The sequence below is a fragment of the Actinomycetospora termitidis genome (assembly GCF_030286555.1).
In the GTDB taxonomy this organism is placed as follows: Bacteria; Actinomycetota; Actinomycetes; order Mycobacteriales; family Pseudonocardiaceae; genus Actinomycetospora; species Actinomycetospora termitidis.
The window spans coordinates 652980-678070 of sequence record NZ_JASVWF010000003.1 but is presented as its reverse complement, the minus strand read 5'-3'; the positions used below and the strand labels follow the sequence as shown (position 1 = coordinate 678070).

Sequence of the window (25091 nt, the reverse complement as noted above, 5' to 3'; positions counted from 1 at the left end):
GACACTGGACGTCACAAGAGCCGCATTCTCGACGACGGGAGCCGGCGCGGCACCCGTCGTCGGGAACCCGCTAGAAGATCCGGGGGCGCTGGCGACGGACGGTCGGCGTCAGCGGGCGGCGCCAGATGCGGGAGACCGGCCAGCCGATCTGCTCGCCGAACGACACGCCCGCGGCGATCCCGAGGCTGACGGTGAGGGCGAGCAGGATCGTGACGGCGCCGGTCGCGAGGCTGCCGTTGCTGAGCTGGGCGTTCGAGCTCTCGCCGACCGTCGCGAGCTGCGAGAAGCCGGTGTAGAGCAGGAGGCCCGGGAGCAGCGGCGTGATCCCGGCGATGACGAGCACGAGCGGCGGCATGTTCGCCCGCGCCGGCATGAGCATCGCGATCAGCCCGAGTGCGCCGGCCGCCGCGGCGCTGGCGACCACCTGACCCAGCCCCACGGTGCCGAACGCGTACGCGTAGAGCGCCCAGGCGACCGCTCCTGAGAGGCCGGCCACCGGAAGCGACAGCAGCGGCGCGTACGCGGACAGGGCGAACAGGACCCCGGCCGCGGCCGCCGCGATCAGGGACCGGACGTCGGCCTGCGGGGTGAGCTCGGGGAGGTCCTGGGCGAGCGAGAACACCGCCGCGCCCCCGATCTGCCCGAGCACCTTGATCGAGACGACGACGCCGACCAGCAGCCCCGCCGACGCCAGCACGACCTCCACGGCCCGGCCCGCCGCCGTCAGCGGGAACCCGGTGATCGCGTCCTGCACGAGGCCGACCAGGGAGAGCCCGGAGAGCAGGACGATCAGGCCGGTCGCGACGACGAGGCTGGGGGAGTCGAGCAGGAGGCCTGAGGACGCGAGGCCCAGGGCCGACGTCGTCACGAGGACCCCGCCCAGCACCTGCTGGAAGAACATCGGCACGCCGTGGCGCCCGAGCCAGCGCGCGAGGCCCCAGACGATGCCGGTCAGGACGAAGGCGGCCACGGCCACCCCGAGCCCACCGCCGATCAGGACCGCGACCGCGCTGGCGAAGAACGACCGCGAGAGCCCGGCGACCCACCGCGGGTAGGGGTGGTTCGCGGCGACGGCGGTTGAGAGCCGGGTGAGCGCCTCGCTCGACGACACCGGCGAGTCGGTGTCGACGATCTCCTTGATCAGGGCGTCGACCGTGGCGAGGCGGGTGTAGTCCTGGGTGCGGTAGCGGACGTTGCGCATCGTCGTGACCGGCCCGGCCTCGACGCCGCGGTGGCAGCACATCGTGATCGTCGAGAACGCGATGTCCACGTCGCAGGTCGGGAGGCCGTACGCGCCGGCGATGGCGAGCATCGTGTCGTGCGCGGCGGCCGCGCCGGCACCCGTCGCGAGCTGGACCTCACCGATGCGCAGGGCGAGGTCGAGCACGCGCAGGACCAGCGCGTCGTCCGCGACCTGCGGACCGGTGACCGCGGGCAGGAGGTTCTCGCGCACGGTCGGCGCGTCGAGCGCCGCCCGTCGGCGGAGGTCCTCCGCGGTCGGGATCGGCACGTGACGACGGAGCGAGCCGCGCGCTCGCTGGGTCACCCCCACGGGCTGACTCTCCACTTCTTCGACGTCCGGGTCGGGCGCAGGGGTGTCCCGCGGGCCGAGGCCGGGAATCTTCATCTCGCTGGCACCTCGTGGGACGCAGGCGGGCGGGCGTCGTTGTCGACCGACCGGGCGACCGGCGGTGTGAGCCGGCCCTCGCCTACGATGGTGCCTCAGTGCCGGCGTAGCTCAATCGGCAGAGCACTCGCCTTGTAAGCGAAAGGTCCGGGGTTCGATTCCCCGCGCCGGCTCCAGGCCAGAAGCCCTTCCGACGGCGGGCCAGTGGCCGTGTGGACATACGCGGGCAGCGTTGGGTGCGCAAGGACCGCCGCGAACCGTTGAGCGCTCCGGGACGCGGGACGTCCTGCAGTACAGTACGATCGTGGCGATCCAGTCGTTCGGCAACGCAGTGGCGGAGAAGGTCGCCGGCCGTCAGCGGGTCGCTTCACTGCACCCGGACGTCCAGAAGGTTGCGCAGCGCAAGCTCGCCCTGCTCGAGTTCGCCAAGACCCTCGACGACCTCCGCGTCCCGCCGGGCAACCGACTGGAGAAGCTGCGTGGGGACCGCGAGGGCCAGCACAGCATCCGTATCAACGACCAGTGGCGACTCTGCTTCCGCTGGACCCCGAAGGGGCCGGCTGAGGTCGAGCTCGTCGACTATCACCGCTAGAGGAGGCAACCCGTGACCGACCTGCTGCCGCCCACCACGCCGGGGGAGATCCTGGCAGAGGAGTTCCTCGCTCCGCTGTGTATCAGCCAGTACAAGCTCGCCCGGGACATCGGCGTGCCTCGCTCGCGGATCGCCGAGATCGTCGCCGGCACTCGTGCGGTATCCGCCGACACCGCGCTGCGCCTGGCGCGCTACTTCGGGCTTCGCGACCAGTACTGGCTCGACGCCCAGGCCCACCACGACCTGCAGGTCGCCCGCGACGCCCTCTCCGAAGGTGCCCTCGCCGCGATCGTCCCCGTCCAACGCGACGCCGGCGGAGGTGTCGCGATCAGGGAGTAGGTGGTCGACCTGGACTGGGACCAGGCGCACGGCGAGCTCCAGGAGGGCGACCTGACACCACGGCGTCGCGGATTGCTCGCCCCTGGGGCTTCAACTTTTACGGGCGGTTCACGGCGACCTACCAGGCGCGCTACGGGGTCAGTCCGGTGGAGACGTTGCGCGCGCCGTCGCGATCACCGAGGGAGCGCCGGGGGAGGACGTCGGGTAGTCCTCCAGGTCGATGTCGGTCGCGAAGCGGTCCATCAACGCCATGACGCGCGTGAATAGCGGCGCGACCGAGAAGAGCTTGTTCCGCAGCCAGATGCGCGTGCGGCTCGACGGGGCCAGCAGCGCACCGGCGTTCACCTTCTCCGCGACCTTCGCGTAGCCGCGGAACTTCCGGTCGTAGGCCGCGAACGCGCGCTCGTGGTCACCACCCGCCGTCATGAGCTCGCCCGCGAGGACGTACGCGCCCACGACGGCCAGCCCGGTGCCGAACCCGCCGAGCGCGTTGCCGTAGGCCGCGTCGCCGACGAGTACGACCCGCCCGCGCGAGTAGCGGTCGACGTGGACGCGGCTGATGGAGTCGAGGTGGAAGTCGCGGGTGTCCGGGAGTGCCTCGAGCAGCTGCGGCACCTTCCACGCGGCGCCGCGGTACGCCTCGCGCAGCGCCTGCTTCTGGGCCTCGACGTCACCACGCTCGACGTCGAGCGGCTCGGACCGGAAGACGAAGAACGCCGGCGCCTTCGGCCCGCCGGTGGCGACCATGCGGCCGGGCTCGTTGTACATCTCGTCGGCCGCGACGAGGTCTCCGTCGACCTCGAGCAGGGCGTAGTAGTGGCCGAGGTAGGTCACGTAGTCCGACTCCGGACCGAAGGCCAGACGGCGGACCGTGGAGTGGATGCCGTCGGCGCCGACGACGAGGTCGAAGGTCTGTGCCGGCGAGCGCCGGAAGGTCACGTCGACGCCATCGGGGGTCTCGTGCAGCGCCGTGATCGTGTCGTCGAAGACGTAGCGGCAGGTCGCGGCGGTGCGCTCGACGAGCAGCTGCGCGAGGTCGCCGCGGCGGATCTCGAGGTCACCACCGCTGAACGCCGCCGGCGTGATGCCGAGGGTCCGACCCTCGGCGTCGATGATCCGCCCGTCGCCACCACCTCCGGTGGCGAGGCGCTCGACGTCGTCGAGAAGGCCCATCCGCCGCAGCACCGTCAGGTGGGTCTCGCCCTTGAAGTCGACGGCCTGACCGCCGGGGCGGACGGCGGGCGCCTGCTCGACGATCGTCACGTCGAAGCCGTACCGGGCGAGCCACAGTCCGAGCGCGGGGCCGGCGATGCTGGCCCCGGAGATGAGTACGCGCGTCACGGCTGGTCCTCTCGCTGCACGAGGCGGTGGTAGTGGGCGTCGAGGTCGGTGAACGCCAGGCGGACGGTGTCCTCGAGCTCGTCGTCGGGACGCATCCCCTGGACGACGGCGGCTCCGATCGAGTCGCCGACCAGCTCCAGCACCGCCACCAGGGACGCCGCGTGCACGTGGGCGAGCCCCGGGTGCAGCGTCGGGTCGGTGCCGACGAGTGCGGTGCGGATCGTGGTGGTCTGCTCGTCGCGGACCGCCAGCCCGAAGCGGCGGACGACGGGGCTGCTGGCGCACAGCGCGAAGAACTGGCCGCGCTGTTCCACGAGGTCGTCCGCGCGGGCCCGGGCGATGTCCTCGAGCGCGACGACCTGCAGGGCGTTCGCCGGGCTGGTGTGGGCGGGCCGGTCGACGACGAGGTCGTGCAGGCGCTGCCGGATGGTCTCGGCGCGGTCGAGGGCGAGGTCCGTCTTCGCCGGGAAGTAGTTGTAGACGGTCTGCTCGGAGACGTCGGCCGCGCGGGCGACGTCGGTCATCGCGACGGCGTCGAACCCCTGCGTGCCGAACAGGTGCGCCGCGACGTCGGCGATGCGCTGTCGCGTCTCGGCCTTCTTGCGCTCGCGCAGTCCTGTCACTTGTTCAGTGCTACACCAAGTTTCGGGTCACTACAACTTTTCCGACGTTGGTCAGAGGCGGAGGAGGCCGACGTCGTAGCGCTGCACGTCGCTGTCTCGGGTCGCCAGGGTCAGGCCCTCGCTCCGTGCCTGCGCGACCAACATGCGGTCGAACGGGTCGCGGTGCAGGAGTGGGAGGCGCCCGGCGGCGATGCCGTGGGTCGACGTGACGGGGAGTGCCCGGAAGCCCGCACGCTCGGCGATCTCGGGGAGATCGGACGGGCCGGAGAGCTTGCCGAGCGCCTGCTTGAGGCTGATCTCCCAGATGGTCACTGCGCTGACGTGGACGTCGGGGTCGATGTCGAGCCGCTCCTTCACGTCCTCCGGCAGCTCCGGTGCGTCAGCGAGCCACCACAGCAGGACGTGGGTGTCGAGGAGGAGGCCCACCGGCTCAGGTCGCGAGGCCGAAATCGCGGGCGATCGTCGCGTTGGTCTCGGCGGAGTCCCAGTCGCCGGACAGGTCGATCCGGCCGGCCAGTGAACCGCGAGCGGTCCGCCGGGTGCGCGCCTCGAGTGGGACGACCTTCGCCACCGGGGTCCCCGCGCGGCTGATGACGACCTCCTCGCCCCGTTCGACCCGTTCGATGATCCGGGAGAGGTTGGTCTTCGCCTCGTGGATGTTGAACGCGTCCATATTGCGCTCCGTCGACATGGTCCACCTCCTTAGCTAGGACCTTAGCCCAGCCTGCCCGGCCCGAGTCGCTGCGGAAGAAGAGACGCAGGGCGGGCCGTGTGTTGATCAACGGACCCACATCGGGTCGCAAGCCTCCCTCGGGCCCGATGAGGGTCCTCTCGCTCGGCATCAGCTGGTCCGCATTGACCTGGTCTCCCTCCAAGCGTCTGTTCGGCCTCCGGGGCGGAGCTCCCGCCGTCCGGGCCGAACGCGACCACGACATCAGCTGGGCCGCCCTGGCCTGCCGCCTCCCCGACTCTCCCGCGGTGGCGACGGGCAGGTGAGCCCTCGGCCGTTCTGCGGACCCCCGAGGACGTCCCGTACAACGGGGGTCGATGCCTGTTGAAGACGGAACGAACCCCGCCCGCGGCGCGGTGGACGCGCTCGAGCAGCTCACGCGGCACGGTCGTGACCTGTGTCCGACCGACCGGGACCCGCAGGTCTGGGCCGGCGGCGTCCTCGAGGACCTGGCCAGGGTCGCCGAGCTGCTCGACGGCGCGGTGGAGCAGGTCTCCGGGAAGCGCAACGACACGGTGTCCGAGGGCTCCCGCGCGCTCGGGTCGGTGATCGCCGCGCACCGCAACCTCGAGGTCGGTGCGACCGATGCCCGGGGGTTGAGCTCCTGAGCGATCCCGTCCACCGTGGGGGCGTGGTAGCGGTCCTACACGACCCTGCCCGACCGCAACCCCGAGCGGAGAGGGGACCGCGCATGCAGTACGCCGTCCACCACCGGCTCAAGCTCGACGAGCTCGCCCACGACACCCACCAGCTCGAGCGGGTCTACGCCGAGCTCGCCGACCGGCAGCCCTCCTGGGTGCGCTGCCAGTCCCTCCGGCTCGGCGACGACGGCGCCGGTGTCCTGCTCATCGACGTCGACGACATGGACCGGCTCGCCGAGCTGCCGCGGCTGACGCACTACCTGGAGACTCTCTCCGGGCGCTGCGAGGAGGTGCCGCGGGCCGGCGCGGTCGACGGCAGCATCGACGTCACGGGGGCGGTCGAGCTCGGTCTCTGGGACCCGGACCGCCCGTGACCCGGCTCCGCGCGGTCGCGGTGGCCGTCGACGCGCGGGACCCCGAGCGGCTGGCCGCCTTCTGGGCGGCCGCCCTCGGGACCGAGGTGGTCGAGCGATGGAACGACGCCGAGGGGACGGCCTACGTGGAGGTCGCCTTCGTCGGCGACACCGTCCTGCTGTTCCAGACGGTCGCGTCTCCGACCGAGGGCAAGAACCGCCTGCACCTCGACCTGCGGGTTCCCGACGGCGGGGACCAGCGGGCCGAGCGCGATCGGCTCGTCGACCTCGGGGCTGCGGTGATCGACGAGGCGCCGAAGCACCCCTGGATCGTCCTGGCCGACCCGGAGGGCAACGAGTTCTGCGTGCTGCCCGACGCGTGACGCCGAGCAAGATCGGAACTTCGGGGGCGTGTCGCAGCAGATCTTGCGCGTGTCGCTCCCGAAGTCGTGATCTTGCTCAGGCGGCGCCGCGGTAGGTGCCGAACGTGAGCAGGTTGCCCTCGGTGTCGCGGACCGAGCAGGCGTAGGTCGGGCCGCCGGCGCCGAACTCCGTCTCGTGCGGCGCGGCGACCACGTCGGCCGACGCCGCCACGAGCCGCGCATGGACGCCGTCGACGTCCTCGGCCACCAGGTACACCGCACCCGCCCGCAGGCCGGAGTGTGCGCCCCCGACGTGCTTCGTCCCGCCGAACAGCAGGGCCCCGCCGCCCGGCCACGCCAGTTCCGCGTGCACCACGTCCCCGACGTCGTCGCGCACCACGACCGACTCGTCGAACCCGACGACGTCGACCAGGAACCTCAGTGCGGCCTCCGTGTCGTCGTAGTGCAGGACCGGCCAGACCGAGGACACGCCCGGCAGCGTGTCAGGTCCAGTACAGGAACCGCGCCTGCGGGAGGTGCTCGGCGATCTGGCCGGTGATCGTCGAACGGAGCCGGTCCATCACGTCGTTCGGGTAGACGTGCTTCACCGCCCCGAACTTCCCGCGCTTCTCCTTTCTCGACGACGGGTCCATCTCCAGCTTCGACGCCGGGTACCAGGTCTCGAGCGTGTCGCGGCTGCCCGGCGTGAAGCGGTGGGTGATGCACTCGATCGTCAGGTCGGCGTCGTCCGGGACCACCTCGGCGACGTCCGTCAGCAGCGATGAGTAGGCGACCTCCCACCCGCCGTCCGGAATGATCGGCGCCAGCGTGATCCCGACCGGCCACCCGGCCGACGCCAGCGTCCCCAGCGCGGCGATCCGCGCGGCGACCGGATCGGTGCCGCCCTCGTACCGCGGCCACGGGGAGAGCGAGAAGCGCAGGCGGGTGCGGCCGTGGTGGGGGAGGTCGAGCAGGGGCTCGACGTCGGCGAACTTGGTCGTCGCCCGCAGCTGCACGGGGCCGGGCCAGTCGTGCGTTCCCACGTGCGAGATGGCGGCGGCGAGCGACCCGGTCGCCGGCTCGATCCCGAGCGGGTCGGTGTAGCAGGAGGCCTCGAAGGTCGTGCCCTCGTGGGCGCGCTCGACGTTCGTCGACGTCACGTGCCCCTGCCCGACGTAGCCGTCGAGGTTGGCGAGGATGCGGTCGAGGTCGGCGTAGACACGGGTGATCGGCGGGCCGGTGAGCGACCCGGCGAGGTAGCAGTACTGGCAGTGCGCCGGGCAGCCGCGGGCGAGGTCGACCCGCCAGTCCGCCGACGGCGGGATCGGATCCAGCTTCCGGGCGGAATCCGGGCTCACGACGACGGCGAGCGTCGCCTTCGCCCGGGCGTACGTCTCGCGGTCGGTCTCGCCCTTGACCCCGGTGATGCGGTCGACCTTCAGCAGCTCGATGTCGTCGCAGCCCAGGGCCTCGCAGCGGCGCACGATCTCGTCGGCGTGAGCGTGCTCCTGGGCGGCGCGGGTGACGCGGACGTGCTTCGGCGCCCACGCCCGGTGCGGGCGGGCGACGGGACGTGCGGGGGCGGCCATCGAGGCGGATACCCAGCGTCGGATCGCTCGTCGCAGAAAAGGCGGTGACGCCGACGATGGCGCTGATTACAGTGTTGCAGGTGACGCCGACTCTGTACGAGTGGGCCGGTGGGGTCGACGCCTTCCGGCGATTGATCGACGCGTTCTACGACCGGGTGGAGGGCGACGAGCTGATCTCCCCGCTCTTCCCCGGCGGCGTATCCGAGGAGCACCGCGCGCACGTGACGCTGTGGTGGGCCGAGGTGTTCGGCGGCCCGCCGGAGTACACCGAGCGGCTCGGCGGCTACGAGCGGATGCTGGCTCATCACCTCCGGCTCGGCATCACCCCGGAGCAGCGCCGGCGCTTCGCGGAGACCATGAGTCAGGCCGCGGACGACGCCGAACTCCCGGACGATCCCGAGTTCCGCGCGGCCTTCGTCGGCTACGTCGAGTGGGGCACGCGGCTGGCGATGCACAACTCCCAGGAGGGCGCGGAGGTCGTCGAGCAGGCCCCCGTGCCGCAGTGGGGCTGGGGCGTCGCGCCGCCGTACCAGCCCTCGTGAGCGCCCTGCACGTGTTCGACATGGACGGCACCCTGCTCCGTGGGACGTCCGCGGCCCTGCAGATCAGTCGGCGTCTCGACTGCGAGCCTGCGTTGCAGGACCTCGAGCGGCGGTTCGACGACGGCGAGCTCGAGCCGTGGGAGTTCGCCGTCGCGGTCCGGGGCGCGTGGGGCGAGCTCGACCCCGCGCTCGTCGCCGACGTGGTCGCCGACGCCCCGTGGATGGACGGCATCGACGAGGTGTGCGCCGACATCGCGGCGCGGGGCGAGACCTCGATGCTCGTGACCCTCTCGCCGACGTTCTTCGCGCGGCACCTGCACGAGCGGGGCATCGACGTCGTCCACGGCTCGGTCTGGGCGGACCCGATCGATCCCGCGGCCATCCTGACGCCGGGTGACAAGGTCCGGCTGGCCGAGGAGGAACGCGAGCGGCTCGGCCTGCCGACGGGTCGGTGCGTGGCCTACGGGGACTCGGGGACGGACGTCCCGCTGTTCGCCCACCTGACGCACACCGTCGCGGTGAACGCCCGCCCCGGGCTGGAGGCCGCGGCCGACTACCGCGGGAGCGATCTGCGCGAGGCGTACGCGCTCGGGCGGGAGATGCTCGACCGGTGAACCGTGTCCGTCGGACAGGGTTCGGCGGGAGTGGTCAGCTCCCCAAGGGCGTCCAGGCCTGCGCCGCCAGGGCCTGCTCGAGCTGCTCGCGCTGCGGGTCCGCCGGGTCGAAGTCCGCCCCGAGCCAGTCGACGACCTCGTCGTGGGAGGCATCGTCCGGGTCGCGCAGAGCGGCGAGCAGGTCCGCGTAGCCCATCGGACCACCGCAGTCCTCCGGCGGGCAGGCGCCGGCGGCCGACACCAGGCGGGGGTAGGTGACGCCGGGCTCCGGTTCGCTGAGCGCGAGCACCGTCAGGGTGTGGCCCCAGAGGTCGCCGTAGTCGTAGGTGTAGGTCAGCGTCCCTCCGACCTCGACCAGCGAGGAGAGCCGGACACCAGCCTCGTCCTCCATCTCGTCGCCCTCGGGCTCGCCGTAGGTGACGCCGCCGACCTCGAACTCGTGCAGGTGGGAGTTCGACCAGCCCATCGCCGCCTGGAGGACGAGGTGCAGGTCCTCCAGGTCGGTGTCGGCGGCGAGCTCGAGCGAGCGGGTCACCGGTGGCTCGACGCCGTTCAGGGCGAGGCCGACCAGGTGGATCCGCGTGGTCCTCGTCGTCCGCCGGGCCTTCTTCCGCATGCCGCGCATCGTCGCAGGCGTGCACCGACCCGCCGTCGGGAAGCCGGAGACGTGGCGATCATGGAGAACGGGGACGTCCGCATCCACTACGAGGAGCGCGGCGAGGGCTTCCCGGTGCTGACGTTCGCGCCGGGCGGGATGCGCTCGGCCATCGAGTGGTGGTCGGCGGCGCCGTGGGACGTGCCCGACGCCCTGGCCGGCGACCACCGCGTGCTGCTGACCGACCAGCGCAACGCGGGCGAGTCGTGGGCTCCCGTCACCGCCGACGACGGCTGGGACAGCTACACCGACGACCACCTCGCCCTGCTCGACCACCTCGGCATCGAGCGCTGCCACCTGCTCGGGATGTGTATCGGCGGGTCGTTCATCGCGAACCTGGTCCGTCGGGCGCCGGACCGCGTCGCCGCCGCCGTGGTGCTGCAGCCGATCGGCCTGGACGGCAACCGCGAGCTCTTCCACGGCACGTTCGACGACTTCGCCGAGAAGCAGGCTCCCGACCACCCCGAGGCCTCGGAGGACGACTGGCGCTCCTTCCGCGAGAACCTCTACGGCGCGGACCACACGCTCTTCAGCGTTCCCGACGAGGCCGTGGCCCGGCTCGACGTCCCGCTGCTGGTGTTCGCGGGCGGCGACGAGCCGCACCCGGCGTCCGCGTCGGAGATGCTGGCGGAGGTGGCGCCGCAGGCGACGCTGGTCGAGCGGTGGAAGGCGCCGGAGTACAACGACGCGGCGCGGGAGTCGATCGCGAGCTTCTTCGAGGTGCACACGCCGGCCTGATCGTGTGAACCTCGGCGCTGTTCACGCTGAGTATCTCTAATGTCACTCGACGTGAGTGTCATGTCCGACGCGACCCGTATCGGCATGGTCGCCCGCACCGCCCTGGTCCAGCTCGACACCCTCGTCGACGAAGGGCTGCGGGGGTCGGCGCTCGACGCCCTGGTCGACCACGCGGAGGCGCTCGCGGTCGCTCCGTTCGCCCGGGTCCGGCGCGACCCGTTCCCGCACCTGTGTCAGCTGCGCGACGTCCTCGAGGGGCTGGTGGGCCTGACCGCGCAGACGTTGGTGACGACGCTGGACGACCTCATCGCCCGCTCGGTGCGCTTGCCCCTCGACGTGCTCTGACGGTCACGCCAGACTGTTTGTCATGACGGCCGTCGAGGACTTCACCGCCCTGCTCGCCCGCACGCCGGTCTCCACCGCGGAGGCGCTGGCGCTGTTCGACGCCCTCGACCCGGTGTCGGTCGAGGAGATGCTGGGGCAGTGGTGGGGCTCCGAGTTCCCGACCGGCCACCCGATGGACGGCCTGCTCGCGGCGACCGGCTGGGCGGGCAAGCGGTTCGACTCCGCCGACGAGGTCCACCCGCTGCTGTTCTGGAACGCCGACCGCAGCGACGTGTTCGCGGTCGACCCGGCGCTCGTCCCGATGAACCTGCCGTTACCGGACGCCGCCCGGAAGCCGTGGCTGCACAAGGTGATCACGCTCGGCCGGCCGGTGATGGGGACGACGAAGTACACCGCCCGGCTGCGGATGACGGAGTACCGCGGCGTCTCCAGCGCGACGATGATCTACGACGCCCGCCCGATCAACGACGTCTTCCACCGCGTGGACGCCACGACGCTGCTCGGCTGCATGGATCTGCGGGACTCGGCGCCGTACTTCTTTGTGCTTCGCAGGTGAGCACTTGTTGTCGCGATAGCGACAACAGATGCTCACCTGGGCGCAGCCCACACCGCAGCCAGCCGCGCCGCCCAGCGCGGCGCGCAGTACGCCTCGGCGTCCATGCGGGCGCGGGCGCCGAGGGCGTGCCGGTGCGCGTCGTCGTCGAGCAGGGTGGCGAGGGCGCGGGCCAGCGCCGCCGGGTCGCCGACCGGGACCACCGTGCCGTTCACGCCGTCGTGCACCAGCTCCGGCAGGGCGCCCACCGGCGTCACGACCGGGGCGACCCCGAACGCCATCGCCTCGAGCACCGCCATCGGCAGGCCCTCGTGCGAGCTGGGCAGCACTAGGAGCTGGGCGCGGCGCAGCAGGTCGTCGCGCTCGGCGCGGTCGAGCCACTCGGCGACCTCGACGACGTCGTCCACCCCCGCCGCCGCGACCGCCTCCCGCACCTGCGAGACCTCGCCGTCCCCGGCCGCGACCAGGTGCAACCGGCGCCGCTGCTCGGGCGTGAGGCGGGCGCAGGCGTTCACGAGGTCGTAGATGCCCTTGCGCGCCCCGAACCGGCCGAGGAACACCGCGAGGACCGGCCCGTCGTCGGGGGCGTCCACCGTCGACGGCCACTCGACCGGGTTCGGTAGCGCGACCACGCGGTCGTCGGGAATCCCCAGGCGCTCCCGGTACGGCCCGCGGAGGGTCTCGGACAGGACGACGAGCCGGTGCGGTCGCAGGAGGCTCCGGACGACGGCCCGGGCCGGTCGGGGGAGCCCGTCGAACCAGTCGAGGAACTGCGAGCCGTGCAGGTGCATGACGGCGGGGACGCCCCGCGAGCGCGCCACGGCCCCGAGCGCCCCCTTGCGCAGCACCGACGCGCGCTGGGAGACGTGCAGGTGCACGACGTCGGGTCGGGTCGTCCGGATCCGCCGCGCGGCGGCGAGCGTGCCGGTCACCATCGTGCGCAGCCGGTCGGGGCCGTCGCGGTGGGTGGTGACGAGGTCGAGGTCGGCGAGGGCGGACGCGTGCCGCTCCAGGACGTGCTGCACGCTCCCGATCCCGCCGCGCGCGGAGGCCTCCGGGCCGACCACCAGGACCCGTGGCCGGGCGAGGGGTGTCGCGGTCTCCGGCGGGGCCACCTGCACGTCGGTCACCGTTGTTCTCCCTCGCGTGGTTCGTCCCCCTCGGTGCCGTGTAGGTGATCGTCTTTCCGTGTCGGTGACGTGTCGGGCGTGTACGGACCCCGTGTCGGGCGGTCGCCGGTGAGCGCCACACGCCGACCGGTTGTGCCCGGCCGTCGGACCACGCAAGATCGGTGGACGTGACGACCCTCCTCGATCCCGGTGAGCCCACCGGCGAGGTCGGCACCGCGATCACCGACCGACCGCGTGCCACCCCCGCCATCGACCTCCTCGAGGGCCGGCGCCTCCTGCGCCCCCTGCAGGGCGACGGGCCGGACCGGTGTCGGTACGAGGGCTTCACCCTCACCCCGGTCGGGGTGGCGCTCGGCGCCGAGGTCACCGGCGTCGACCTCGCGCAGCCGCTGGACTTCGAGATGCGCCTCGAGCTCAACCGGGCCCTGCTGGACTGGAAGGTGCTGTTCTTCCCCGGACAGGACATCTCGTCCGCCGAGCAGCGCGCGTTCGCGCGGCAGTGGGGCGAGCTGGAGACCAACCCGCTGCTCGAGGCGGGCGAGGACCCGAGCGTCGTGCGCTTCGCCAAGGGCGGCGACGGCCCGCAGACCTACGAGAACATCTGGCACGTCGACACGTCGTTCCGCCGCGCGCCCGCCATGGGGGCGGTGCTGCGGATGATCACGACGCCGCCGTTCGGCGGGGACACGATGTGGGCCGACATGGCCGCCGCGTACGACAACCTCACCGACGAGGTGCGGGCACGGATCGACGACGCGGTCGCGGTGCACGACATGGTGCCCGGGTTCGCGCGGTTCCTGCCCGAGGACAAGCTCCGCACGCTCGAGGACACCTTCCCGCCGGTGACCCACCCCGTCGTGCGGATCCACCCGGAGACGGGCCGGCGCACGCTGTTCGTCAACGCCGCCTTCACCACCCGCATCGTCGGGATGGAGCAGGCCGAGTCCGACGCGCTGCTGCGGCACCTGTTCGCCCAGGCGCACACCCCGGAGTTCCAGGTCCGGTACCGCTGGGCCGAGGGCACCGTCGCGTTCTGGGACAACCGCGCCACCCAGCACTACGCCGTGGGCGACTACGGCTCCCACGTCCGCGTCGCCGAGCGCGTCGCGGTGCTGGGCGGCAAGCCGTACTGAGTCGCCCCGAACGACCGAACGGCACCCTCGCAGCGTCTATGCGCGCGAGGGTGCCGTTCGTTCAGGCGGGGGTGCCGCCGATCAGCGCAGCCCGCCCGCTTCCACACCTGCTCCGACGCGCCGCCGACCATGCCGACGTCGTCGAGGAAGCCGAGCACCTTCTCCGTCATGAACCGCCTGGTCGCGGTGTGCTCGGGGTTGGCGAGCGCCGCACGACGGCCGACGCGCCCGGAGATCCCGACGCTGCGGTAGAGGCGGGCCTGCCACAGCGAGTTGACGACCTCCGTCGAGACCAGCGCGGTCAGCCAGCGCTCCCGCGCGAGCTCGGCGCGCGAGAGGGTCGGGACGATCCGCGCGAGCTCCTCGCGCGCGAACCGGACGTGGCGCGCCTCCTCGACCACGTGCACGCGTGCGACCGCCCGCATGAGCGGCAGGACGCGCTCGTCGTGCATCGACTCGCGCTGCAGCCGGTCGGTGGCCTCCTCCGCGACGAGCACGCTGGCGAACATCGAGGCGCCGGAGCCGAGGTGCCCGTAGATCCCGCCGAGGCGGTGCAGCCGGCCGTGCGGGCGGTAGTCCGGGCACCCGAGCGCGTCGACCGCGCGCGCGAACATCACCGAGTGCCGGGTCTCGTCGCCGACCTCGGTGAGCGCGTACTGCGAGTGCGGGAGGCGCAGGTCCAGGGCGTAGGCGTGCCGGACCAGCATTTGCATGAGGATCACCTCGAACCACAGGCCCACCGAGAGCAGGCTTGCGGCCTCGTGGCGGGCCAGCTCCCGCTGCTGGTCGGGGTCGAGGTCGTCCCACAACTGCGTCCCGTGCAGCGACACCCGCTCCGGCGGGACCGCCCAGCCCGCCGGGTCGACCGGGGCGTCCCAGTCCACCTCGATCGACGGGTCGAGCGTGTGGCGGGCGCTGGCGGTCAGCAGGCGGCTCGCGGTCGCGTCCCGGTCCAGGATCGTCATGCTGACCGACTGTACCCCGTACACAGTGTTCCGCATAGTTGTCGTTACTCGTGAGTCGGCGGCACGCTGGACGAATCATGGATGGCAGGACCCGACGCTGGGCGGGGCATCGGGAGGCGAGGCGCCTCGAGCTGGTGGACGCTGCCGTGGTCGCGATCGAGGAGCACGGCCCCGACGTGACCACCGAGCAGATCGCCGGCCAGGCCGGCGTGTCCCGGCCCGGTCTCTACCGGCACTTCGACGGCAAGGACGACCTCCAGGCGGCGATCGCGGCCCGCTCGGTGGAGCGGTTGGTCACCGAGCTCGAGCCGGTGTGGCGGCCGTCGGGGCGTCCGCGGGAGATGCTCGAGCGGGCGATCGCGGCGCACCTGCGCTGGCTCGCCGAGCACGCGAACGTCTACCTGTACCTCAAGCGGAACTCGCTGCCCACCGGCGGCGACTCGGTGGAGTCCGCGAGCACGAACGTCCGCAGCGTGGTCTCCGCGCACGTCACGCAGATGCTCGTCGACGGCTCGCTGGGCGCGGAGATCCCGCCCGCCACCGCCCACCCGCTGGCCTGGGGGCTCATCGGGATGGTCGACGCAGCGGCGGCGCACTGGCTCGACGAGCCGCACGGGTTCACCGTCGAGCAGCTCGGGGCGCAGCTGACCGAGGCGTGCTGGGCCGTGATCGGCGTGACGATCGGGTCCCGGGCGGTCGAGGCGCTCGACACGGTGGGGGTGGACACCGCCTGATCGGCCCGATCACCCATGATGGGGTGACACCGAGCCAGGAGGGCTGCCGATGGCGCTGCGCCGCGCGTTCCCGACGATCCTCACCGACCGCCTGCCCGAGACCCGGGACTTCTACGTCCGCCTGCTGGGCTTCGAGGTCGCCTTCGACAGCGACTTCCACGTGGCGCTGCGCACCCCGGAGGACCCCGACGGCTCGGTGTGCGAGCTCGGGATCTGGGCGGTCGGGCACGAGGCCGTCCCCCCGCCCTACCGGGCCGACCCCGCCGGCATCGTGCTGACCTTCGTCGTGGACGACGTCGACGCCCTGCACGTGGAGGCCCGCCGCCAGCACATCCCGGTCGTCGCGCCGCCGCGGGACCAGTTCTACGGACGGCGCCGGATGCTGGTCACGGACCCCAACGGTCTGCTGGTCGACGTCTCGTCCCCGTCGACGCCGTCGCCGGAGTTCCGGGCGATGGGCGCCGGGGTCCTGCGGGACTGAGCAGGGCTGAGGGCAGCCTAAGCTGGGGCCGTGTTGCGCCGCCGGGACGACCCGCTCTGGGACATCCTGTCCGCCTCCGGACGCGGGGTCGTCGACGCCGTGGTCCCCTCGGCCGCCTTCGTCGTCGTGTGGCTCGTCGGCACCTGGCTCGGCTGGTGGGAGCCGATCCTGCTCGGCGGGTTCGCCGCGGTGGCGGTCGCGCTGGTCGTCGCGGTGGTGCGCTGGCGGGGTGGCGAGCGTCCGCGTGGTGCGGCCGTCGGGCTGCTGATCGCGGTCGTCGCGACCCTGATCGCCCTCTACACCGGGCGCGCGCAGGACTTCTTCCTGCCCCGGATCGTCGCCAACGCCGGGTCCCTCGCCGCCTGGCTGGTGTCGATCGCCCTGCGCTGGCCGCTGCTCGGCCTCGTCGTCGGCGCCGCCCTCGGCAAGCCGCGCGCCTGGCGCGACGACCCGGACCTGGTGCGCGGCTACTGCCGGGCCAGCTGGTTGTGGGCCGCGCAGTACGCGCTGCGGCTCGTGGTCTTCCTGCCCCTCTGGGCGTCCGGGGCCACCGTGGCGCTCGGGATCGCCCAGGTCGTGCTGACCTGGCCGCTCGTGGTGCTCTGCGTCCTGGGCTCCTGGCCGCTGGTGCGCTCCGCGCTCCCGCCCGGACACCCCGGTCCGCGCCACCCCGTCACCCCCCAGGCCCTTCCCGACGACGGGTCGCGCGGCTCAGCTCCCTGAGCCGGTCGGCAGCAGGCCGGTCAGCACCCCGCGGAGGACGCCCGGCAGGGGGTCGTGGGCGGGGTCGGGTGGCGGGGCGTCGAGGGCGCTGATGTGCGGGTGGGTGCCCGCGGCGGCGACGTGCGCCATGTACTCGGCGTTGCGCTCCAGGTCGCGCCCGGCGTGCTCCGCACGCGCGAAGGTGGCGACCAGCGCGGAGAGGACGCCGAGCGCGACGAGCTTGGCGGCGTCGTCGGCCGGGTGGTCCGCGAGCACCGCGAGGTGGTGCTCGACGAGGTCGGCACCGTGCGGACCGGTCCCGGGAGCGGTGAGGACGCGTTCCGCGAGCCACGGGTGCCGACGGTGGATGCCCCGGGCCTGCAGGCCCACGTCGACCAGGTCGTCGAGCCAGTCGCCGGTGGGCGCGGCGAACGCGTACTCGCCCGCGACGTGGTCGGCCATGAGGTCGAGCAGCTCGTCGCGGGTCTCCACGTAGCGGTAGAGGGTCCCGGCGCCGGTCCCCAGCTCGGCGGCCACCCGGCGCATCGAGACCGCCTCCGCGCCGTCCCGGTCGGCCACGGCGACCGCCGCCGCGGTGATCTCGGCGCGGCTGCGGCGCGCGGGACGGCCGACCGCGGCGCGTTCCGGGCGGAGCCAGACCGATGGGGGCACGCTCTGCGCTCCTCGTTCGCGACCACCGTTTGCGAAGGAGGACGCTAGCAGGCTAGCTTTCGGGTACATCGTTCGCGAACGATGATCCCGAAGGAGGGGTCGTGTCACCACCGCTGCAGGTCGCGCACCACGAAGACGTCGACCTCGCCTACCTCGACCACGGCGGCTCCGGGGGGTGGCCGCTCCTGGTCGTCGCCGGGCTCGGCGGCGGGCGCCTCGCCTACCCGGCCGGGTTCCTCGGCGCCCTCACCGAGGTCGGGTTCCGCGTGGCGAGCTACGACCCTCGCGACGTCGGGGCCTCGACCCGCTTCACCGGCGCGCGCCGTCCCGCCCCCTGGCGGGCCCTGCTCGGTGGCGGGGAGCCGGCCTACAGCGCCGAGGACCTCACCGACGACGCCGTGGCCGTGCTGGACGCCCTGGGGTGGGACCGCGCCTCGGTGTTCGGGATGTCGTTCGGCGGACTGGTCGCGCAGCGCCTCGCCCTGCGGCATCCGGACCGCATCGCGAGCGTCACCTCGATGTGTGCGGTGCCGAGCGACGCCGGACGCCTGTCCGTCCTGCGCCACCTGCACCTCGACTTCATCCGGCGCACCGCCGCGCTGGACTTCCCGGCCACGCCCGAGGGCGACCTCGAGACCGCTGTAGCGGTCGCCCGGCTCAGTGGCTCGCCGGCCTACCCCGTCGACGAGCGCGCCGTGCGGGAGGCCCTGGCCGCCGTCCCGGTCGAGGGCGTGCGCGACGACCAGGCCCAGTCCCGCATGCTGCGGGCTCCCTGGCACGGTCCCCGCCTGCGCGACCTGCGGGCGCCGACCCTGGTGCTGCACGGCGACCGCGATCCGGTCGTCCGTCCGAGCGCCGCGCGCGCGATCGCGCGCGCCGTCCCCGGCGCCCACCTCGAGATCGTGCCCGGGCTCGGCCATGATCTGCCCGCGCCCCTCTGGGGCCGCTTCGCGGATCGGATCCGGGCGAACGCCGACCGTCGCGGGAATGGGCCGAGCGGCGGATGGTGAGCCCGCTCACGTCCGGGGTAGCGTCCTCACTAGACCATTCGAGTGACGGGAAGGCCTGTCGTGAACATCGACCGCCCCGTGCGTGAGCTCCTCGTCGAGCCCGTCGTGAGCCCCCTGCCCGACGGCGACCCGGCGGGCGCGCCGAGGTCCGACGGGCCGGACGTCCGCGTGCCCGGGCCCGACGTGGCCCGGAGGCCCGACGACCCCGGTGCCGCGTCGCCGGCCCGGGTGTGACCTCGGTCCCGGACCTCGCGGAGCCGGTCGCCGGCTGGCGGGTGTGGGACCTCGCGGAGACGAGGGAGGGGCCGCTGCTCGTCTCGCCGCTGCGGCCGGTGTTCTGGCCGCCCCGTCGACCGATGACGGCGACCTGCTCCCGCGGGTGCGCCCCGTCCCCGTCGCTGCCGTGCCGGTGCGGGCTCTACGCCATGGACGAGCTGCCGCGTCTGCACCGCGAGTCGCGGGGGCAGGGCCGGGTGGTCGGGTGCACGGCGCTGTGGGGCCGCGTCGTCGAGCACGCGCACGGGTTCCGGGCGCAGTTCGCCTACCCGCTGCTGCTCTTCCTGCTGCCTGCCGGGCGGCCGGGCGTCTCACAGCGGCTCCTCCGTCGCCGGCCCCTCCCGGACGTCGGGTACGGCCTGCCGGCCGCGACCGAGGTGTCGTCGGCCTCGCCGGCGGAGCCGGCGCGCCGGCTGAAGCAGCACTACGGGGTGCCGGTCGTCGTCCCGTCGGGGTCACCCGCGGACGGGTACTTCCCGGACGACCGGCTCGCCGGGGCGGTCGCGGCGGAGGCGGTGCGCGGTCTGGCCGGGCGTCGGGAGGGTGACCACACCGCCCACGCACGCTTCGCCGACGCCGTCGAGGACCTCGTCGGCCGGCGCTGGTGACGCGGCTCAGCGCACCGGCGCCGGCTCCGGGCGCTTCGGCGGGCGGCCGTCGCCGGTCGACCGGCCCTGCAGCCGACGGCTCACCCACGGGACCAGGTGGCCCCGGACCCAGCGCAGGTCCTCCTCGCGCCGGCGCACCCACGGCGTGGGCGCGAGCGGGGGCCACGGGTCGCGCCAGTCCTCGTCGACCGGCACCCCGAGGACCTCGCACACCCGGACCGCGACCCGGCGGTGGCCCTCGGCGTTGAGGTGCAGCCGGTCGTCGGCGCGGGCGCGGGGGTCGGCGAGGGTGTCCATCGTCCAGAGGTCGACGAGCCGGGCGCCGCGCCGGGCGGCGATCTCGCGGATGTGCTCGTTCATCGTGGCGAGCCGGCGCCCGACCAGGTCGACCACCGGCGTCGACCGGGTGTCGAAGCCGGTGAACACCAGCACGTCGGCGCCGGAGTCGCAGAGCCGGGCGACGGCGGCGTCGAGACGCGCGGCGAGGTCGGCCGGACGGGCGGAGGGCCGCAGCAGGTCGTTGCCCGCGGCGCAGATGCTGACGAGATCGGGGTGCATGGCGATCGCGGGATCGAGCTGGTGCCCGACGATCTGGTCGAGCAGCTGGCCGCGGACCGCGAGGTTCGCGTAGCGCAGCGCCGGGTCGAGGCGGGCGAGGTGCTCGGCGACGCGATCGGCCCACCCGCGCTCGGTGCCCGTGCTCGGGTCGACGTCGCCGACGCCCTCGGTGAAGCTGTCGCCGAGGGCGACGAAGGTGCTCCAGGACATGCCCCGGATCATCCCGCGTCCGCTCCGCGGTGTCGTCGTGACCCGTCCGGCTCAATCGGTGCCTCCCGGCACCGGGTTCATCGGGCGAGGGGGTGAAGGTTCTCACCCCACGACCACGCTGGCATCGTGGAGACGTCCTACGACGTGGGTGAGCCCGGAAGGGTCATCCGAGCCCGACGTCCCGACGTGACCGCGAGCCCTGGGAGCCATGCCCGACGCGACCACCAGCACCGCCGACGACCCGACGGAGAAGAAGTCCGCGACCGGTCTGACGATCCCGCAGATCGTCGCCGGCGCCCTCGCGGCGGCCACCGCGGCCATCCTCGGGTCGTTCCTCGGCGTCATCGGCACCATCGGCGGCGCCGCCGCCGCCTCCGTGATCTCCACCGTGGGCGCGGCGCTCTACCAGCGTTCGCTGGAGCGCACCCGCGACGCGGTGAAGTCCCGACTGGTGGTGAACCAGGCCGCCGGGGGCAAGGTGGCCAACGCCGTCGCGCGGGCCACCGGCCAGTCGCCGGGCCCGCAGGCCGGTCAGCCCGGCCGCCCGGCCGCGCCCGGGGCTGCGCGCCCCGGTGGCCCGGTGCCCGGTCGGCCGGGGATCCCGCCGCAGCAGGGCGGCCCACCGATGTCGCCGCCGCACGGCGCGCCCGTGTCGGCCGGCGTCCCGACCCGCCGGCTGGCCGACGGCACCGTCGTCCCCGCCCAGCCGCAGCAGCTCCGCACCGGCGGACGCACCGTGACGACCCGCCTGGACGCCCAGGGTCGCCCCGTGCCGGGCCCCGCCGACCCGACGCGGGCCATCCCGGGCGCCCGCACCCCGGACGGCGGCACCCCGACCCAGGTCGTGCCGCCGCTCGGCCCGGACGGCCGGCCGATGGCCCAGCCGACGCAACGCATGGGGATGACCGGTCCGTTCTCGCCCCCCGGCGGGCAGGCGACGACCCACCTCATGCACGGCCCCGGCGGTGACGACCCCACGGCCCTCGCCGCGGCCGTCGAGGACCGGACGCCGTGGTACCGCCGGTTCGGCTGGAAGACGTGGGTGACGCTCGGCGGGGTCGCCGTCAGCGTCTTCGTCATCGGCCTCCTGGCGAGCTTCGCGGTCGAGTCGGCCACCGGGCACCCGCTGTCCGGCGGGTCGTCGGGGACCTCCGTCGGGTCGCTGTTCGGCCAGGACACGGCCGCGCCCGCGACCACCGAGTCCTCCACCGACCAGGACTCCGGCTCGGACGCGACGACCACGACCCCGTCCGACGAGAGCGGTGACACCGGGAACGAGCAGGGCACGCAGGCCCCGTCCTCGACCACCCGGGCGCCCTCCACGACGACCTCGCGGTCGCAGCAGCAGAACCCGCTGCAGAGCGTCCTGCCGGGCCTGGGCAACCAGAACGGCAGCGGCAACTAGGCCGGACGGCCCAGCACCGGTTCGGAACGAACGGCACTCTCGCGCACGTAGAAGCTGCGAGGGTGCCGTTCGTTCGTTCCGGGGGCAGCTCAGGTGCGCAGGGCCTCCGCCAGGGACCGGGCGGCCGCCTCCGGGTCGTCCGCGCCGGTGATCGCCCGCACGACCACGACCCGGGTGGCTCCGGCGTCGAGGACCTCGCCGAGCCGGTCGTGGTCGATGCCGCCGATGGCGAACCACGGACGGTCGGGCTTCTCGCCGGCGGTGGCGCGGACCAGGTCCAGGCCGGGGGCGGGGCGGCCGGGCTTCGTCGGGGTGGGCCAGCACGGGCCGGTGCAGAGGTAGTCGACGCCGGGTTCCGCGGCGCCGGCACGGGCCTGCTGCTCGTCGTGCGTGGACCGCCCGATGATCACCTCGTCGCCGACGATGCGCCGGGCCACTTCGACCGGCAGGTCGTCCTGGCCCAGGTGCAGCACGTCGGCGCTCACGGCGAGCGCGACGTCGGCGCGGTCGTTGACCGCGAACAGTGCCCCGTGCCGGCGGGCGGCGTCGCGCAGGACCTCGAGCGCCTCGATCTCCTGCGCCGCCTCGATCCCCTTCTCCCGCAGCTGGATGACGTCCACCCCGCCGCGCAGGGCCGCGTCCGCGAACGCTGCGAGGTCGCCCTGCTCGCGGCGGGAGTCGGTGCACAGGTAGAGCCGGGCGTCGGCCAGGCGTGCGCGCGTGTCCATCGGCTCCCGACGCTAGCGCGTAGGCTGGTCGGGCAACCGCGGGAGCCCGGAGAGCCGGGCTGAGAGGGGACCCCACGAGGTCCCGACCGCCGAACCTGATCCGGGTCATGCCGGCGCAGGGAGGGGCTGTCTCATGGAGCGCATCGTCGTCGTCGGGGCCGGCGTCGTCGGCACGACGGCGGCCTGGGTCGCCGCGCGGGACCACGCCGCGGCAGAGGTCGTCCTCGTCGACCCCGCCCCGGGCTCCGGGGCCTCGTGGGTGGCGGGCGGGATGCTCGCGCCGATCACGGAGGCGTGGCCCGGCGAGCGCGAGCTGCTCGACCTCGGCGCCGCGTCGTTGGCCCGCTGGCCCGCCTTCGCGGCGGAGGTCGAGCGGGCTTCCCGACGACGGGTCGGGCTGCGCACCGAGGGCACGCTCGCGGTGGTCGTCGACGCGGCAGACCGCGAGGACCTGGACCGGGTCGTCGCACACCTGCGTGACTGGGGCCGCGACGCCGAGCGCCTGACCGGACGCGAGACCCGTCGTCGGGAACCCGCACTGGGACCGGCCGTGCGGGCCGGGATCGCCGTGCCGGACGACCTCGCGGTGGACAACCGCCTGCTGCTCGGGGCGCTGCGCGAGGCCGCGCGGACGGCGGGCGTGGTCGAGCGCGGGGAGAGCGTGCACGCGGTGGTGGACGGCGGGGTGGAGCTGGACTCGGGCACGCTCGCGGCCGAGCGCGTCGTGGTGGCCGCCGGCGCGTGGTCGGCGACGTTGCACCCCGCGCTGGCCGACCTGGTGCGCCCGGTGAAGGGCGAGATCCTGCGGCTGCGGGCGCGGGCGGGGTCGTTGCCGCCGCCGCGGCACACGGTGCGGGCGGCTGTGTCGGGCCGGGCGGTGTACGCGGTGCCCCGCGACGACGACCGGCTGGTGCTCGGCGCGACGCAGTACGAGGTCGGCTTCGACCCCGACGTGACCGTGGCGGGGGTGCGCGACCTGCTCGGCGACGCCGAACGGGTGCTCCCGGGGATCGCCGACTACGCGCTGGAGGAGTCGGCGGCCTCCTTCCGGCCCGGCACCGCGGACAACCTGCCGGTGTTCGGGCCGGTGCCGGGTGGGCCGGACGGGCTGGTCGCGTGCTTCGGGCACGGGCGCAACGGCATCCTGCTGACCGCGCTGACGGCGGACGTGATGGCGGCGGTGTTCGCCGGTCGTCCGGTGCCGGACGACATTCGGCCCCTGGTGGAGGTGGCGACGTGAACGTGCTGGTCAACGGGGACGTGACGGAGGTCGGGCCGGAGGCGACCCTGGCCGAGGTGCTCGCCGCCCGCGGCGTGCCGGAGCGCGGGGTGGCGGTCGCGGTGTCCGGCGAGGTCGTGCCGCGCGCGGCATGGCGGTCGACGCGGCTGCGCGACGGCAGCGTCGTCGAGGTGCTCACCGCGGTGCAGGGAGGCTGAGATGGACGACCTGGTGATCGGGGGTCGCAAGATCGGCTCCCGGCTGATCATGGGCACCGGGGGTGCGGCGAACCTGTCCGTGCTGGAGCGGTCGCTGGTGGCGTCCGGGACGGCGCTGACGACGGTCGCGATGCGCCGGCTCGACGCGGGCGGTGGTCCCGGGGTTCTCGCGCTGCTGGAGCGGCTGGGCATCGAGGCCCTGCCGAACACCGCGGGCTGCCACACCGCGGCCGAGGCGGTGCTCACGGCCCGCCTGGCTCGCGAGGCGCTGGAGACCGACCTCGTCAAGCTCGAGGTGATCGCCGACGACCGCACGCTGCTGCCCGACCCGATCGAGCTCCTCGACGCCGCGGAGCAGCTCGTCGACGACGGGTTCACGGTGCTGCCCTACACGAACGACGACCCGGTGCTGGCATCGAAGCTGGTCGACGCCGGGTGTGCCGCGGTGATGCCGCTGGGCTCGCCGATCGGTACCGGACTGGGCATCCGGAACCCGCACAACATCGAGATGATCGTGGCGGCGTCCACCGTGCCGGTCGTGCTCGACGCCGGGATCGGCACCGCGTCCGAGGCCGCGCAGGCGATGGAGCTGGGCTGCGACGCGGTGCTCCTGGCCACCGCCGTGACCCGCGCGTCCGACCCCGAGGCGATGGCGACCGCGATGCGCCTCGCCGTCGAGTCGGGCCGCCTCGCCCGCAGCGCCGGGCGCATCCCGCGGCGGTACTGGGCGCACGCGTCGTCGCCGGCGGTGGGCTGAGGAGCCCCGTACGTCAGCAGTGCGGCCATGCTGACGCTGGACGGCACATTCGCCGCATCGTCGGTTTCACGACGACCGTCGCCGGGACCGGTAGGCCGCTACGCTCGCGCGGTGGGCGCACCCCCGGCTGCAGTACTGCTTGGAGCCGTTCTTCGACAGGTCCGCGAACGTCGACCGGCAGGTCGGTGACGCGCAGGCGCCGAGGCGGTCCGGCCCGTACTCGACGAGGACGGCGGCCAGCCCGTCCAGCGCCCGCACCGCCAGACGAGCCGCGTGCCCGCCGCCCTCCACGACGTTGTCGAGGCGCCACCCGTCCCCGTCGCGCTGCAGCTGCGGGACCGCCCGGTGCTCGCACAGCCCCTCGTTGACGAGCCGGGCGACGAGCTCCGGGGCCTCGGCGGCCCGTTCGAGCGCCTCACGGACCGTGGCCCGCACCGCCCGGACCGCCTCGAGGTCGTGCTCGTTTGGCGGTTCGTCGAGCTGGTCGTCCGGCAGGTGCTCCTCGAGGAACGTGCGCAGGGCGTCCGTCGAGTCGAGGTGGTCCTCCCCACGGATCGGCCGGAGGGTGTTGGCGAGGTCGACGGCCAGGTCCACCCCTGCACTGTGATACGCGTTCAGCATTTGACGTGTAACTCCTCGGG

At 73.7% G+C, this 25091-nt stretch carries 35 protein-coding genes, 1 tRNA gene and 1 riboswitch; of the genes, 22 read left to right on the top strand and 14 right to left on the bottom strand.

Going from position 1 to position 25091, the window contains the following annotated elements; genetic code table 11:
- Window positions 1-70 precede the first annotated feature (70 nt).
- Entirely contained in the window at window positions 71-1627 is a 1557-nt protein-coding gene (locus QRT03_RS16720) for a threonine/serine exporter family protein (protein WP_286054059.1), read from the bottom strand.
- Window positions 1628-1727: 100 nt separating this feature from the next.
- Between QRT03_RS16720 and QRT03_RS16715 the strand changes: the two genes are divergently transcribed.
- The 3 genes from QRT03_RS16715 to QRT03_RS16705 all read left to right on the top strand — a co-directional run bounded on the left by QRT03_RS16715 (window position 1728) and on the right by QRT03_RS16705 (window position 2558).
- A tRNA-Thr gene (locus QRT03_RS16715) sits at window positions 1728-1803 on the top strand.
- Between the two features lie 128 nt (window positions 1804-1931).
- Window positions 1932-2219 carry a type II toxin-antitoxin system RelE/ParE family toxin gene (locus QRT03_RS16710; protein ID WP_286054058.1) on the top strand — a complete coding sequence of 96 codons (288 nt, stop codon included), beginning with the start codon at window positions 1932-1934 and terminating at the stop codon, window positions 2217-2219.
- Window positions 2220-2231: 12 nt separating this feature from the next.
- A complete protein-coding gene (locus tag QRT03_RS16705) occupies window positions 2232-2558 on the top strand; it encodes a HigA family addiction module antitoxin (RefSeq protein ID WP_286054057.1) in 327 nt (108 codons plus the stop codon).
- 138 nt (window positions 2559-2696) lie between these two features.
- On the opposite strand, the gene QRT03_RS16700 is transcribed toward QRT03_RS16705, so the two are convergent.
- Genes QRT03_RS16700 through QRT03_RS16685 form a run of 4 tightly spaced genes read right to left on the bottom strand, consistent with a single transcriptional unit; the run spans window position 2697 to window position 5213 of the window.
- Window positions 2697-3899, bottom strand: coding sequence for an FAD-dependent monooxygenase (locus QRT03_RS16700; RefSeq protein WP_286054056.1), 1203 nt, complete (start codon window positions 3897-3899; stop codon window positions 2697-2699).
- Window positions 3896-4522: a TetR/AcrR family transcriptional regulator gene (locus QRT03_RS16695; RefSeq protein ID WP_286054055.1), complete on the bottom strand. Its 627-nt coding sequence runs from the start codon at window positions 4520-4522 to the stop codon at window positions 3896-3898. The genes QRT03_RS16700 and QRT03_RS16695 overlap by 4 nt, the downstream gene beginning before the upstream one ends.
- A gap of 51 nt (window positions 4523-4573) precedes the next feature.
- Entirely contained in the window at window positions 4574-4948 is a 375-nt protein-coding gene (locus tag QRT03_RS16690) for a type II toxin-antitoxin system VapC family toxin (RefSeq protein WP_286054054.1), read from the bottom strand.
- 4 nt (window positions 4949-4952) lie between these two features.
- A complete protein-coding gene (locus QRT03_RS16685; RefSeq protein WP_286054053.1) occupies window positions 4953-5213 on the bottom strand; it encodes a type II toxin-antitoxin system Phd/YefM family antitoxin in 261 nt (86 codons plus the stop codon).
- Between the two features lie 356 nt (window positions 5214-5569).
- Here QRT03_RS16685 and QRT03_RS16680 point away from each other — a divergent pair, with 356 nt between their 5' ends.
- The 3 genes from QRT03_RS16680 to QRT03_RS16670 all read left to right on the top strand — a co-directional run bounded on the left by QRT03_RS16680 (window position 5570) and on the right by QRT03_RS16670 (window position 6629).
- Window positions 5570-5860: a hypothetical protein gene (locus tag QRT03_RS16680; RefSeq protein ID WP_286054052.1), complete on the top strand. Its 291-nt coding sequence runs from the start codon at window positions 5570-5572 to the stop codon at window positions 5858-5860.
- Between the two features lie 83 nt (window positions 5861-5943).
- Complete coding sequence (locus QRT03_RS16675) at window positions 5944-6267, top strand: hypothetical protein (RefSeq protein WP_286054051.1); 324 nt, start codon at window positions 5944-5946, stop codon at window positions 6265-6267.
- Window positions 6264-6629, top strand: a complete 366-nt coding sequence (locus tag QRT03_RS16670; RefSeq protein WP_286054050.1) for a VOC family protein — start codon at window positions 6264-6266, stop codon at window positions 6627-6629. Before QRT03_RS16675 ends, QRT03_RS16670 begins: the two co-directional genes overlap by 4 nt.
- Before the next feature lie 76 nt (window positions 6630-6705).
- Here QRT03_RS16670 and QRT03_RS16665 read toward each other — a convergent pair whose 3' ends face one another.
- Together QRT03_RS16665 and QRT03_RS16660 are read right to left on the bottom strand one after the other, a co-directional pair.
- Window positions 6706-7098 (bottom strand): VOC family protein, encoded by a 393-nt coding sequence (locus QRT03_RS16665; protein WP_286054049.1) that lies wholly within the window; start codon window positions 7096-7098, stop codon window positions 6706-6708.
- A gap of 13 nt (window positions 7099-7111) precedes the next feature.
- Window positions 7112-8197 (bottom strand): SPL family radical SAM protein, encoded by a 1086-nt coding sequence (locus QRT03_RS16660; protein WP_286054048.1) that lies wholly within the window; start codon window positions 8195-8197, stop codon window positions 7112-7114.
- An 80-nt stretch (window positions 8198-8277) separates the two neighbouring features.
- On the opposite strand from QRT03_RS16660, the gene QRT03_RS16655 reads away from it, so the two are divergent.
- Both QRT03_RS16655 and QRT03_RS16650 read left to right on the top strand, forming a co-directional pair.
- Window positions 8278-8739, top strand: a complete 462-nt coding sequence (locus QRT03_RS16655) for a group II truncated hemoglobin (RefSeq protein ID WP_286054047.1) — start codon at window positions 8278-8280, stop codon at window positions 8737-8739.
- Window positions 8736-9353 (top strand): HAD family hydrolase, encoded by a 618-nt coding sequence (locus QRT03_RS16650; RefSeq protein ID WP_286054046.1) that lies wholly within the window; start codon window positions 8736-8738, stop codon window positions 9351-9353. The genes QRT03_RS16655 and QRT03_RS16650 overlap by 4 nt, the downstream gene beginning before the upstream one ends.
- A 34-nt stretch (window positions 9354-9387) precedes the next feature.
- Here QRT03_RS16650 and QRT03_RS16645 read toward each other — a convergent pair whose 3' ends face one another.
- Window positions 9388-9969 carry a plasmid pRiA4b ORF-3 family protein gene (locus QRT03_RS16645; protein ID WP_286054045.1) on the bottom strand — a complete coding sequence of 194 codons (582 nt, stop codon included), beginning with the start codon at window positions 9967-9969 and terminating at the stop codon, window positions 9388-9390.
- A 60-nt stretch (window positions 9970-10029) separates the two neighbouring features.
- Here QRT03_RS16645 and QRT03_RS16640 point away from each other — a divergent pair, with 60 nt between their 5' ends.
- From QRT03_RS16640 to QRT03_RS16630, 3 genes are read left to right on the top strand one after another with little or no spacing between them, the layout of a single operon-like run.
- On the top strand, window positions 10030-10746 hold the full coding sequence (locus QRT03_RS16640) for an alpha/beta fold hydrolase (RefSeq protein WP_286054044.1): 717 nt from the start codon (window positions 10030-10032) through the stop codon (window positions 10744-10746).
- Window positions 10747-10806: 60 nt separating this feature from the next.
- Window positions 10807-11091 (top strand): hypothetical protein, encoded by a 285-nt coding sequence (locus QRT03_RS16635; RefSeq protein ID WP_286054043.1) that lies wholly within the window; start codon window positions 10807-10809, stop codon window positions 11089-11091.
- Window positions 11092-11113: 22 nt separating this feature from the next.
- Window positions 11114-11647: a DUF4334 domain-containing protein gene (locus QRT03_RS16630; RefSeq protein WP_286054042.1), complete on the top strand. Its 534-nt coding sequence runs from the start codon at window positions 11114-11116 to the stop codon at window positions 11645-11647.
- Window positions 11648-11679: 32 nt separating this feature from the next.
- Here QRT03_RS16630 and QRT03_RS16625 read toward each other — a convergent pair whose 3' ends face one another.
- Window positions 11680-12774: a glycosyltransferase family 4 protein gene (locus QRT03_RS16625; protein WP_286054041.1), complete on the bottom strand. Its 1095-nt coding sequence runs from the start codon at window positions 12772-12774 to the stop codon at window positions 11680-11682.
- A gap of 167 nt (window positions 12775-12941) precedes the next feature.
- Here QRT03_RS16625 and QRT03_RS16620 point away from each other — a divergent pair, with 167 nt between their 5' ends.
- Window positions 12942-13907, top strand: coding sequence for a TauD/TfdA dioxygenase family protein (locus QRT03_RS16620; protein ID WP_425604849.1), 966 nt, complete (start codon window positions 12942-12944; stop codon window positions 13905-13907).
- On the opposite strand, the gene QRT03_RS16615 is transcribed toward QRT03_RS16620, so the two are convergent.
- Window positions 13847-14872, bottom strand: a complete 1026-nt coding sequence (locus QRT03_RS16615; protein ID WP_286054040.1) for an AurF N-oxygenase family protein — start codon at window positions 14870-14872, stop codon at window positions 13847-13849. The two genes, QRT03_RS16620 and QRT03_RS16615, sit on opposite strands and share 61 nt — an antisense overlap.
- A 134-nt stretch (window positions 14873-15006) precedes the next feature.
- Here QRT03_RS16615 and QRT03_RS16610 point away from each other — a divergent pair, with 134 nt between their 5' ends.
- The 3 genes from QRT03_RS16610 to QRT03_RS16600 are packed head-to-tail and all read left to right on the top strand — an operon-like array spanning window position 15007 to window position 16810.
- Window positions 15007-15606 carry a TetR/AcrR family transcriptional regulator gene (locus tag QRT03_RS16610; protein WP_286054039.1) on the top strand — a complete coding sequence of 200 codons (600 nt, stop codon included), beginning with the start codon at window positions 15007-15009 and terminating at the stop codon, window positions 15604-15606.
- Between the two features lie 49 nt (window positions 15607-15655).
- Window positions 15656-16087: a VOC family protein gene (locus tag QRT03_RS16605; protein WP_286054037.1), complete on the top strand. Its 432-nt coding sequence runs from the start codon at window positions 15656-15658 to the stop codon at window positions 16085-16087.
- A 30-nt stretch (window positions 16088-16117) separates the two neighbouring features.
- Window positions 16118-16810: a DUF3159 domain-containing protein gene (locus tag QRT03_RS16600; RefSeq protein ID WP_286054035.1), complete on the top strand. Its 693-nt coding sequence runs from the start codon at window positions 16118-16120 to the stop codon at window positions 16808-16810.
- Here the strand turns inward: QRT03_RS16600 and QRT03_RS16595 are convergent.
- Window positions 16799-17461 carry a TetR/AcrR family transcriptional regulator gene (locus tag QRT03_RS16595; protein ID WP_286054034.1) on the bottom strand — a complete coding sequence of 221 codons (663 nt, stop codon included), beginning with the start codon at window positions 17459-17461 and terminating at the stop codon, window positions 16799-16801. The genes QRT03_RS16600 and QRT03_RS16595 overlap by 12 nt on opposite strands.
- Before the next feature lie 101 nt (window positions 17462-17562).
- Between QRT03_RS16595 and QRT03_RS16590 the strand changes: the two genes are divergently transcribed.
- From QRT03_RS16590 to QRT03_RS16580, 3 genes are read left to right on the top strand one after another with little or no spacing between them, the layout of a single operon-like run.
- A complete protein-coding gene (locus QRT03_RS16590; protein ID WP_286054033.1) occupies window positions 17563-18471 on the top strand; it encodes an alpha/beta fold hydrolase in 909 nt (302 codons plus the stop codon).
- 60 nt (window positions 18472-18531) lie between these two features.
- Window positions 18532-18705 carry a hypothetical protein gene (locus tag QRT03_RS16585; protein WP_286054032.1) on the top strand — a complete coding sequence of 58 codons (174 nt, stop codon included), beginning with the start codon at window positions 18532-18534 and terminating at the stop codon, window positions 18703-18705.
- Window positions 18702-19355, top strand: coding sequence for a hypothetical protein (locus QRT03_RS16580; protein WP_286054031.1), 654 nt, complete (start codon window positions 18702-18704; stop codon window positions 19353-19355). Before QRT03_RS16585 ends, QRT03_RS16580 begins: the two co-directional genes overlap by 4 nt.
- 6 nt (window positions 19356-19361) lie before the next feature.
- Here the strand turns inward: QRT03_RS16580 and QRT03_RS16575 are convergent, their stop codons facing one another.
- Window positions 19362-20123, bottom strand: a complete 762-nt coding sequence (locus QRT03_RS16575) for an SGNH/GDSL hydrolase family protein (RefSeq protein WP_286054029.1) — start codon at window positions 20121-20123, stop codon at window positions 19362-19364.
- 208 nt (window positions 20124-20331) lie between these two features.
- Here QRT03_RS16575 and QRT03_RS16570 point away from each other — a divergent pair, with 208 nt between their 5' ends.
- Entirely contained in the window at window positions 20332-21528 is a 1197-nt protein-coding gene (locus QRT03_RS16570; RefSeq protein WP_286054027.1) for a hypothetical protein, read from the top strand.
- Window positions 21529-21617: 89 nt separating this feature from the next.
- On the opposite strand, the gene thiE is transcribed toward QRT03_RS16570, so the two are convergent.
- Window positions 21618-22256: a thiamine phosphate synthase gene (thiE, locus tag QRT03_RS16565; RefSeq protein ID WP_286054025.1), complete on the bottom strand. Its 639-nt coding sequence runs from the start codon at window positions 22254-22256 to the stop codon at window positions 21618-21620.
- Window positions 22257-22284: 28 nt separating this feature from the next.
- Window positions 22285-22395, top strand: a riboswitch (TPP riboswitch).
- Between thiE and thiO the strand changes: the two genes are divergently transcribed.
- From thiO to thiG, 3 genes are all read left to right on the top strand, one after another.
- Window positions 22390-23496 carry a glycine oxidase ThiO gene (gene thiO, locus QRT03_RS16560; protein WP_286054024.1) on the top strand — a complete coding sequence of 369 codons (1107 nt, stop codon included), beginning with the start codon at window positions 22390-22392 and terminating at the stop codon, window positions 23494-23496. Its footprint overlaps the riboswitch before it by 6 nt.
- Window positions 23493-23693, top strand: coding sequence for a sulfur carrier protein ThiS (thiS, locus tag QRT03_RS16555; RefSeq protein WP_286054023.1), 201 nt, complete (start codon window positions 23493-23495; stop codon window positions 23691-23693). Before thiO ends, thiS begins: the two co-directional genes overlap by 4 nt.
- Window position 23694: 1 nt before the next feature.
- Complete coding sequence (thiG, locus tag QRT03_RS16550; protein WP_286054022.1) at window positions 23695-24450, top strand: thiazole synthase; 756 nt, start codon at window positions 23695-23697, stop codon at window positions 24448-24450.
- A gap of 66 nt (window positions 24451-24516) precedes the next feature.
- Here thiG and QRT03_RS16545 read toward each other — a convergent pair whose 3' ends face one another.
- Window positions 24517-25044 (bottom strand): CGNR zinc finger domain-containing protein, encoded by a 528-nt coding sequence (locus QRT03_RS16545; protein ID WP_286054021.1) that lies wholly within the window; start codon window positions 25042-25044, stop codon window positions 24517-24519.
- Window positions 25045-25091: the final 47 nt, after the last annotated feature.

Excerpts from the sequence above, each read along its gene's own strand:
- QRT03_RS16720 (WP_286054059.1), bottom strand. The coding sequence starts at position 1,627 with ATGAAGATTCCCGGCCTCGGCCCGCGGGACACCCCTGCGCCCGACCCG.
- QRT03_RS16685 (WP_286054053.1), bottom strand. The coding sequence starts at position 5,213 with ATGTCGACGGAGCGCAATATGGACGCGTTCAACATCCACGAGGCGAAG.
- QRT03_RS16680 (WP_286054052.1), top strand. The coding sequence starts at position 5,570 with ATGCCTGTTGAAGACGGAACGAACCCCGCCCGCGGCGCGGTGGACGCG.
- QRT03_RS16675 (WP_286054051.1), top strand. The coding sequence starts at position 5,944 with ATGCAGTACGCCGTCCACCACCGGCTCAAGCTCGACGAGCTCGCCCAC.
- QRT03_RS16660 (WP_286054048.1), bottom strand. The coding sequence starts at position 8,197 with ATGGCCGCCCCCGCACGTCCCGTCGCCCGCCCGCACCGGGCGTGGGCG.
- QRT03_RS16645 (WP_286054045.1), bottom strand. The coding sequence starts at position 9,969 with ATGCGGAAGAAGGCCCGGCGGACGACGAGGACCACGCGGATCCACCTG.
- QRT03_RS16640 (WP_286054044.1), top strand. The coding sequence starts at position 10,030 with ATGGAGAACGGGGACGTCCGCATCCACTACGAGGAGCGCGGCGAGGGC.
- QRT03_RS16635 (WP_286054043.1), top strand. The coding sequence starts at position 10,807 with ATGTCCGACGCGACCCGTATCGGCATGGTCGCCCGCACCGCCCTGGTC.
- QRT03_RS16630 (WP_286054042.1), top strand. The coding sequence starts at position 11,114 with ATGACGGCCGTCGAGGACTTCACCGCCCTGCTCGCCCGCACGCCGGTC.
- QRT03_RS16615 (WP_286054040.1), bottom strand. The coding sequence starts at position 14,872 with ATGACGATCCTGGACCGGGACGCGACCGCGAGCCGCCTGCTGACCGCC.
- QRT03_RS16605 (WP_286054037.1), top strand. The coding sequence starts at position 15,656 with ATGGCGCTGCGCCGCGCGTTCCCGACGATCCTCACCGACCGCCTGCCC.
- QRT03_RS16575 (WP_286054029.1), bottom strand. The coding sequence starts at position 20,123 with ATGTCCTGGAGCACCTTCGTCGCCCTCGGCGACAGCTTCACCGAGGGC.
- QRT03_RS16570 (WP_286054027.1), top strand. The coding sequence starts at position 20,332 with ATGCCCGACGCGACCACCAGCACCGCCGACGACCCGACGGAGAAGAAG.
- thiE (WP_286054025.1), bottom strand. The coding sequence starts at position 22,256 with ATGGACACGCGCGCACGCCTGGCCGACGCCCGGCTCTACCTGTGCACC.
- thiO (WP_286054024.1), top strand. The coding sequence starts at position 22,390 with ATGGAGCGCATCGTCGTCGTCGGGGCCGGCGTCGTCGGCACGACGGCG.
- thiG (WP_286054022.1), top strand. The coding sequence starts at position 23,695 with ATGGACGACCTGGTGATCGGGGGTCGCAAGATCGGCTCCCGGCTGATC.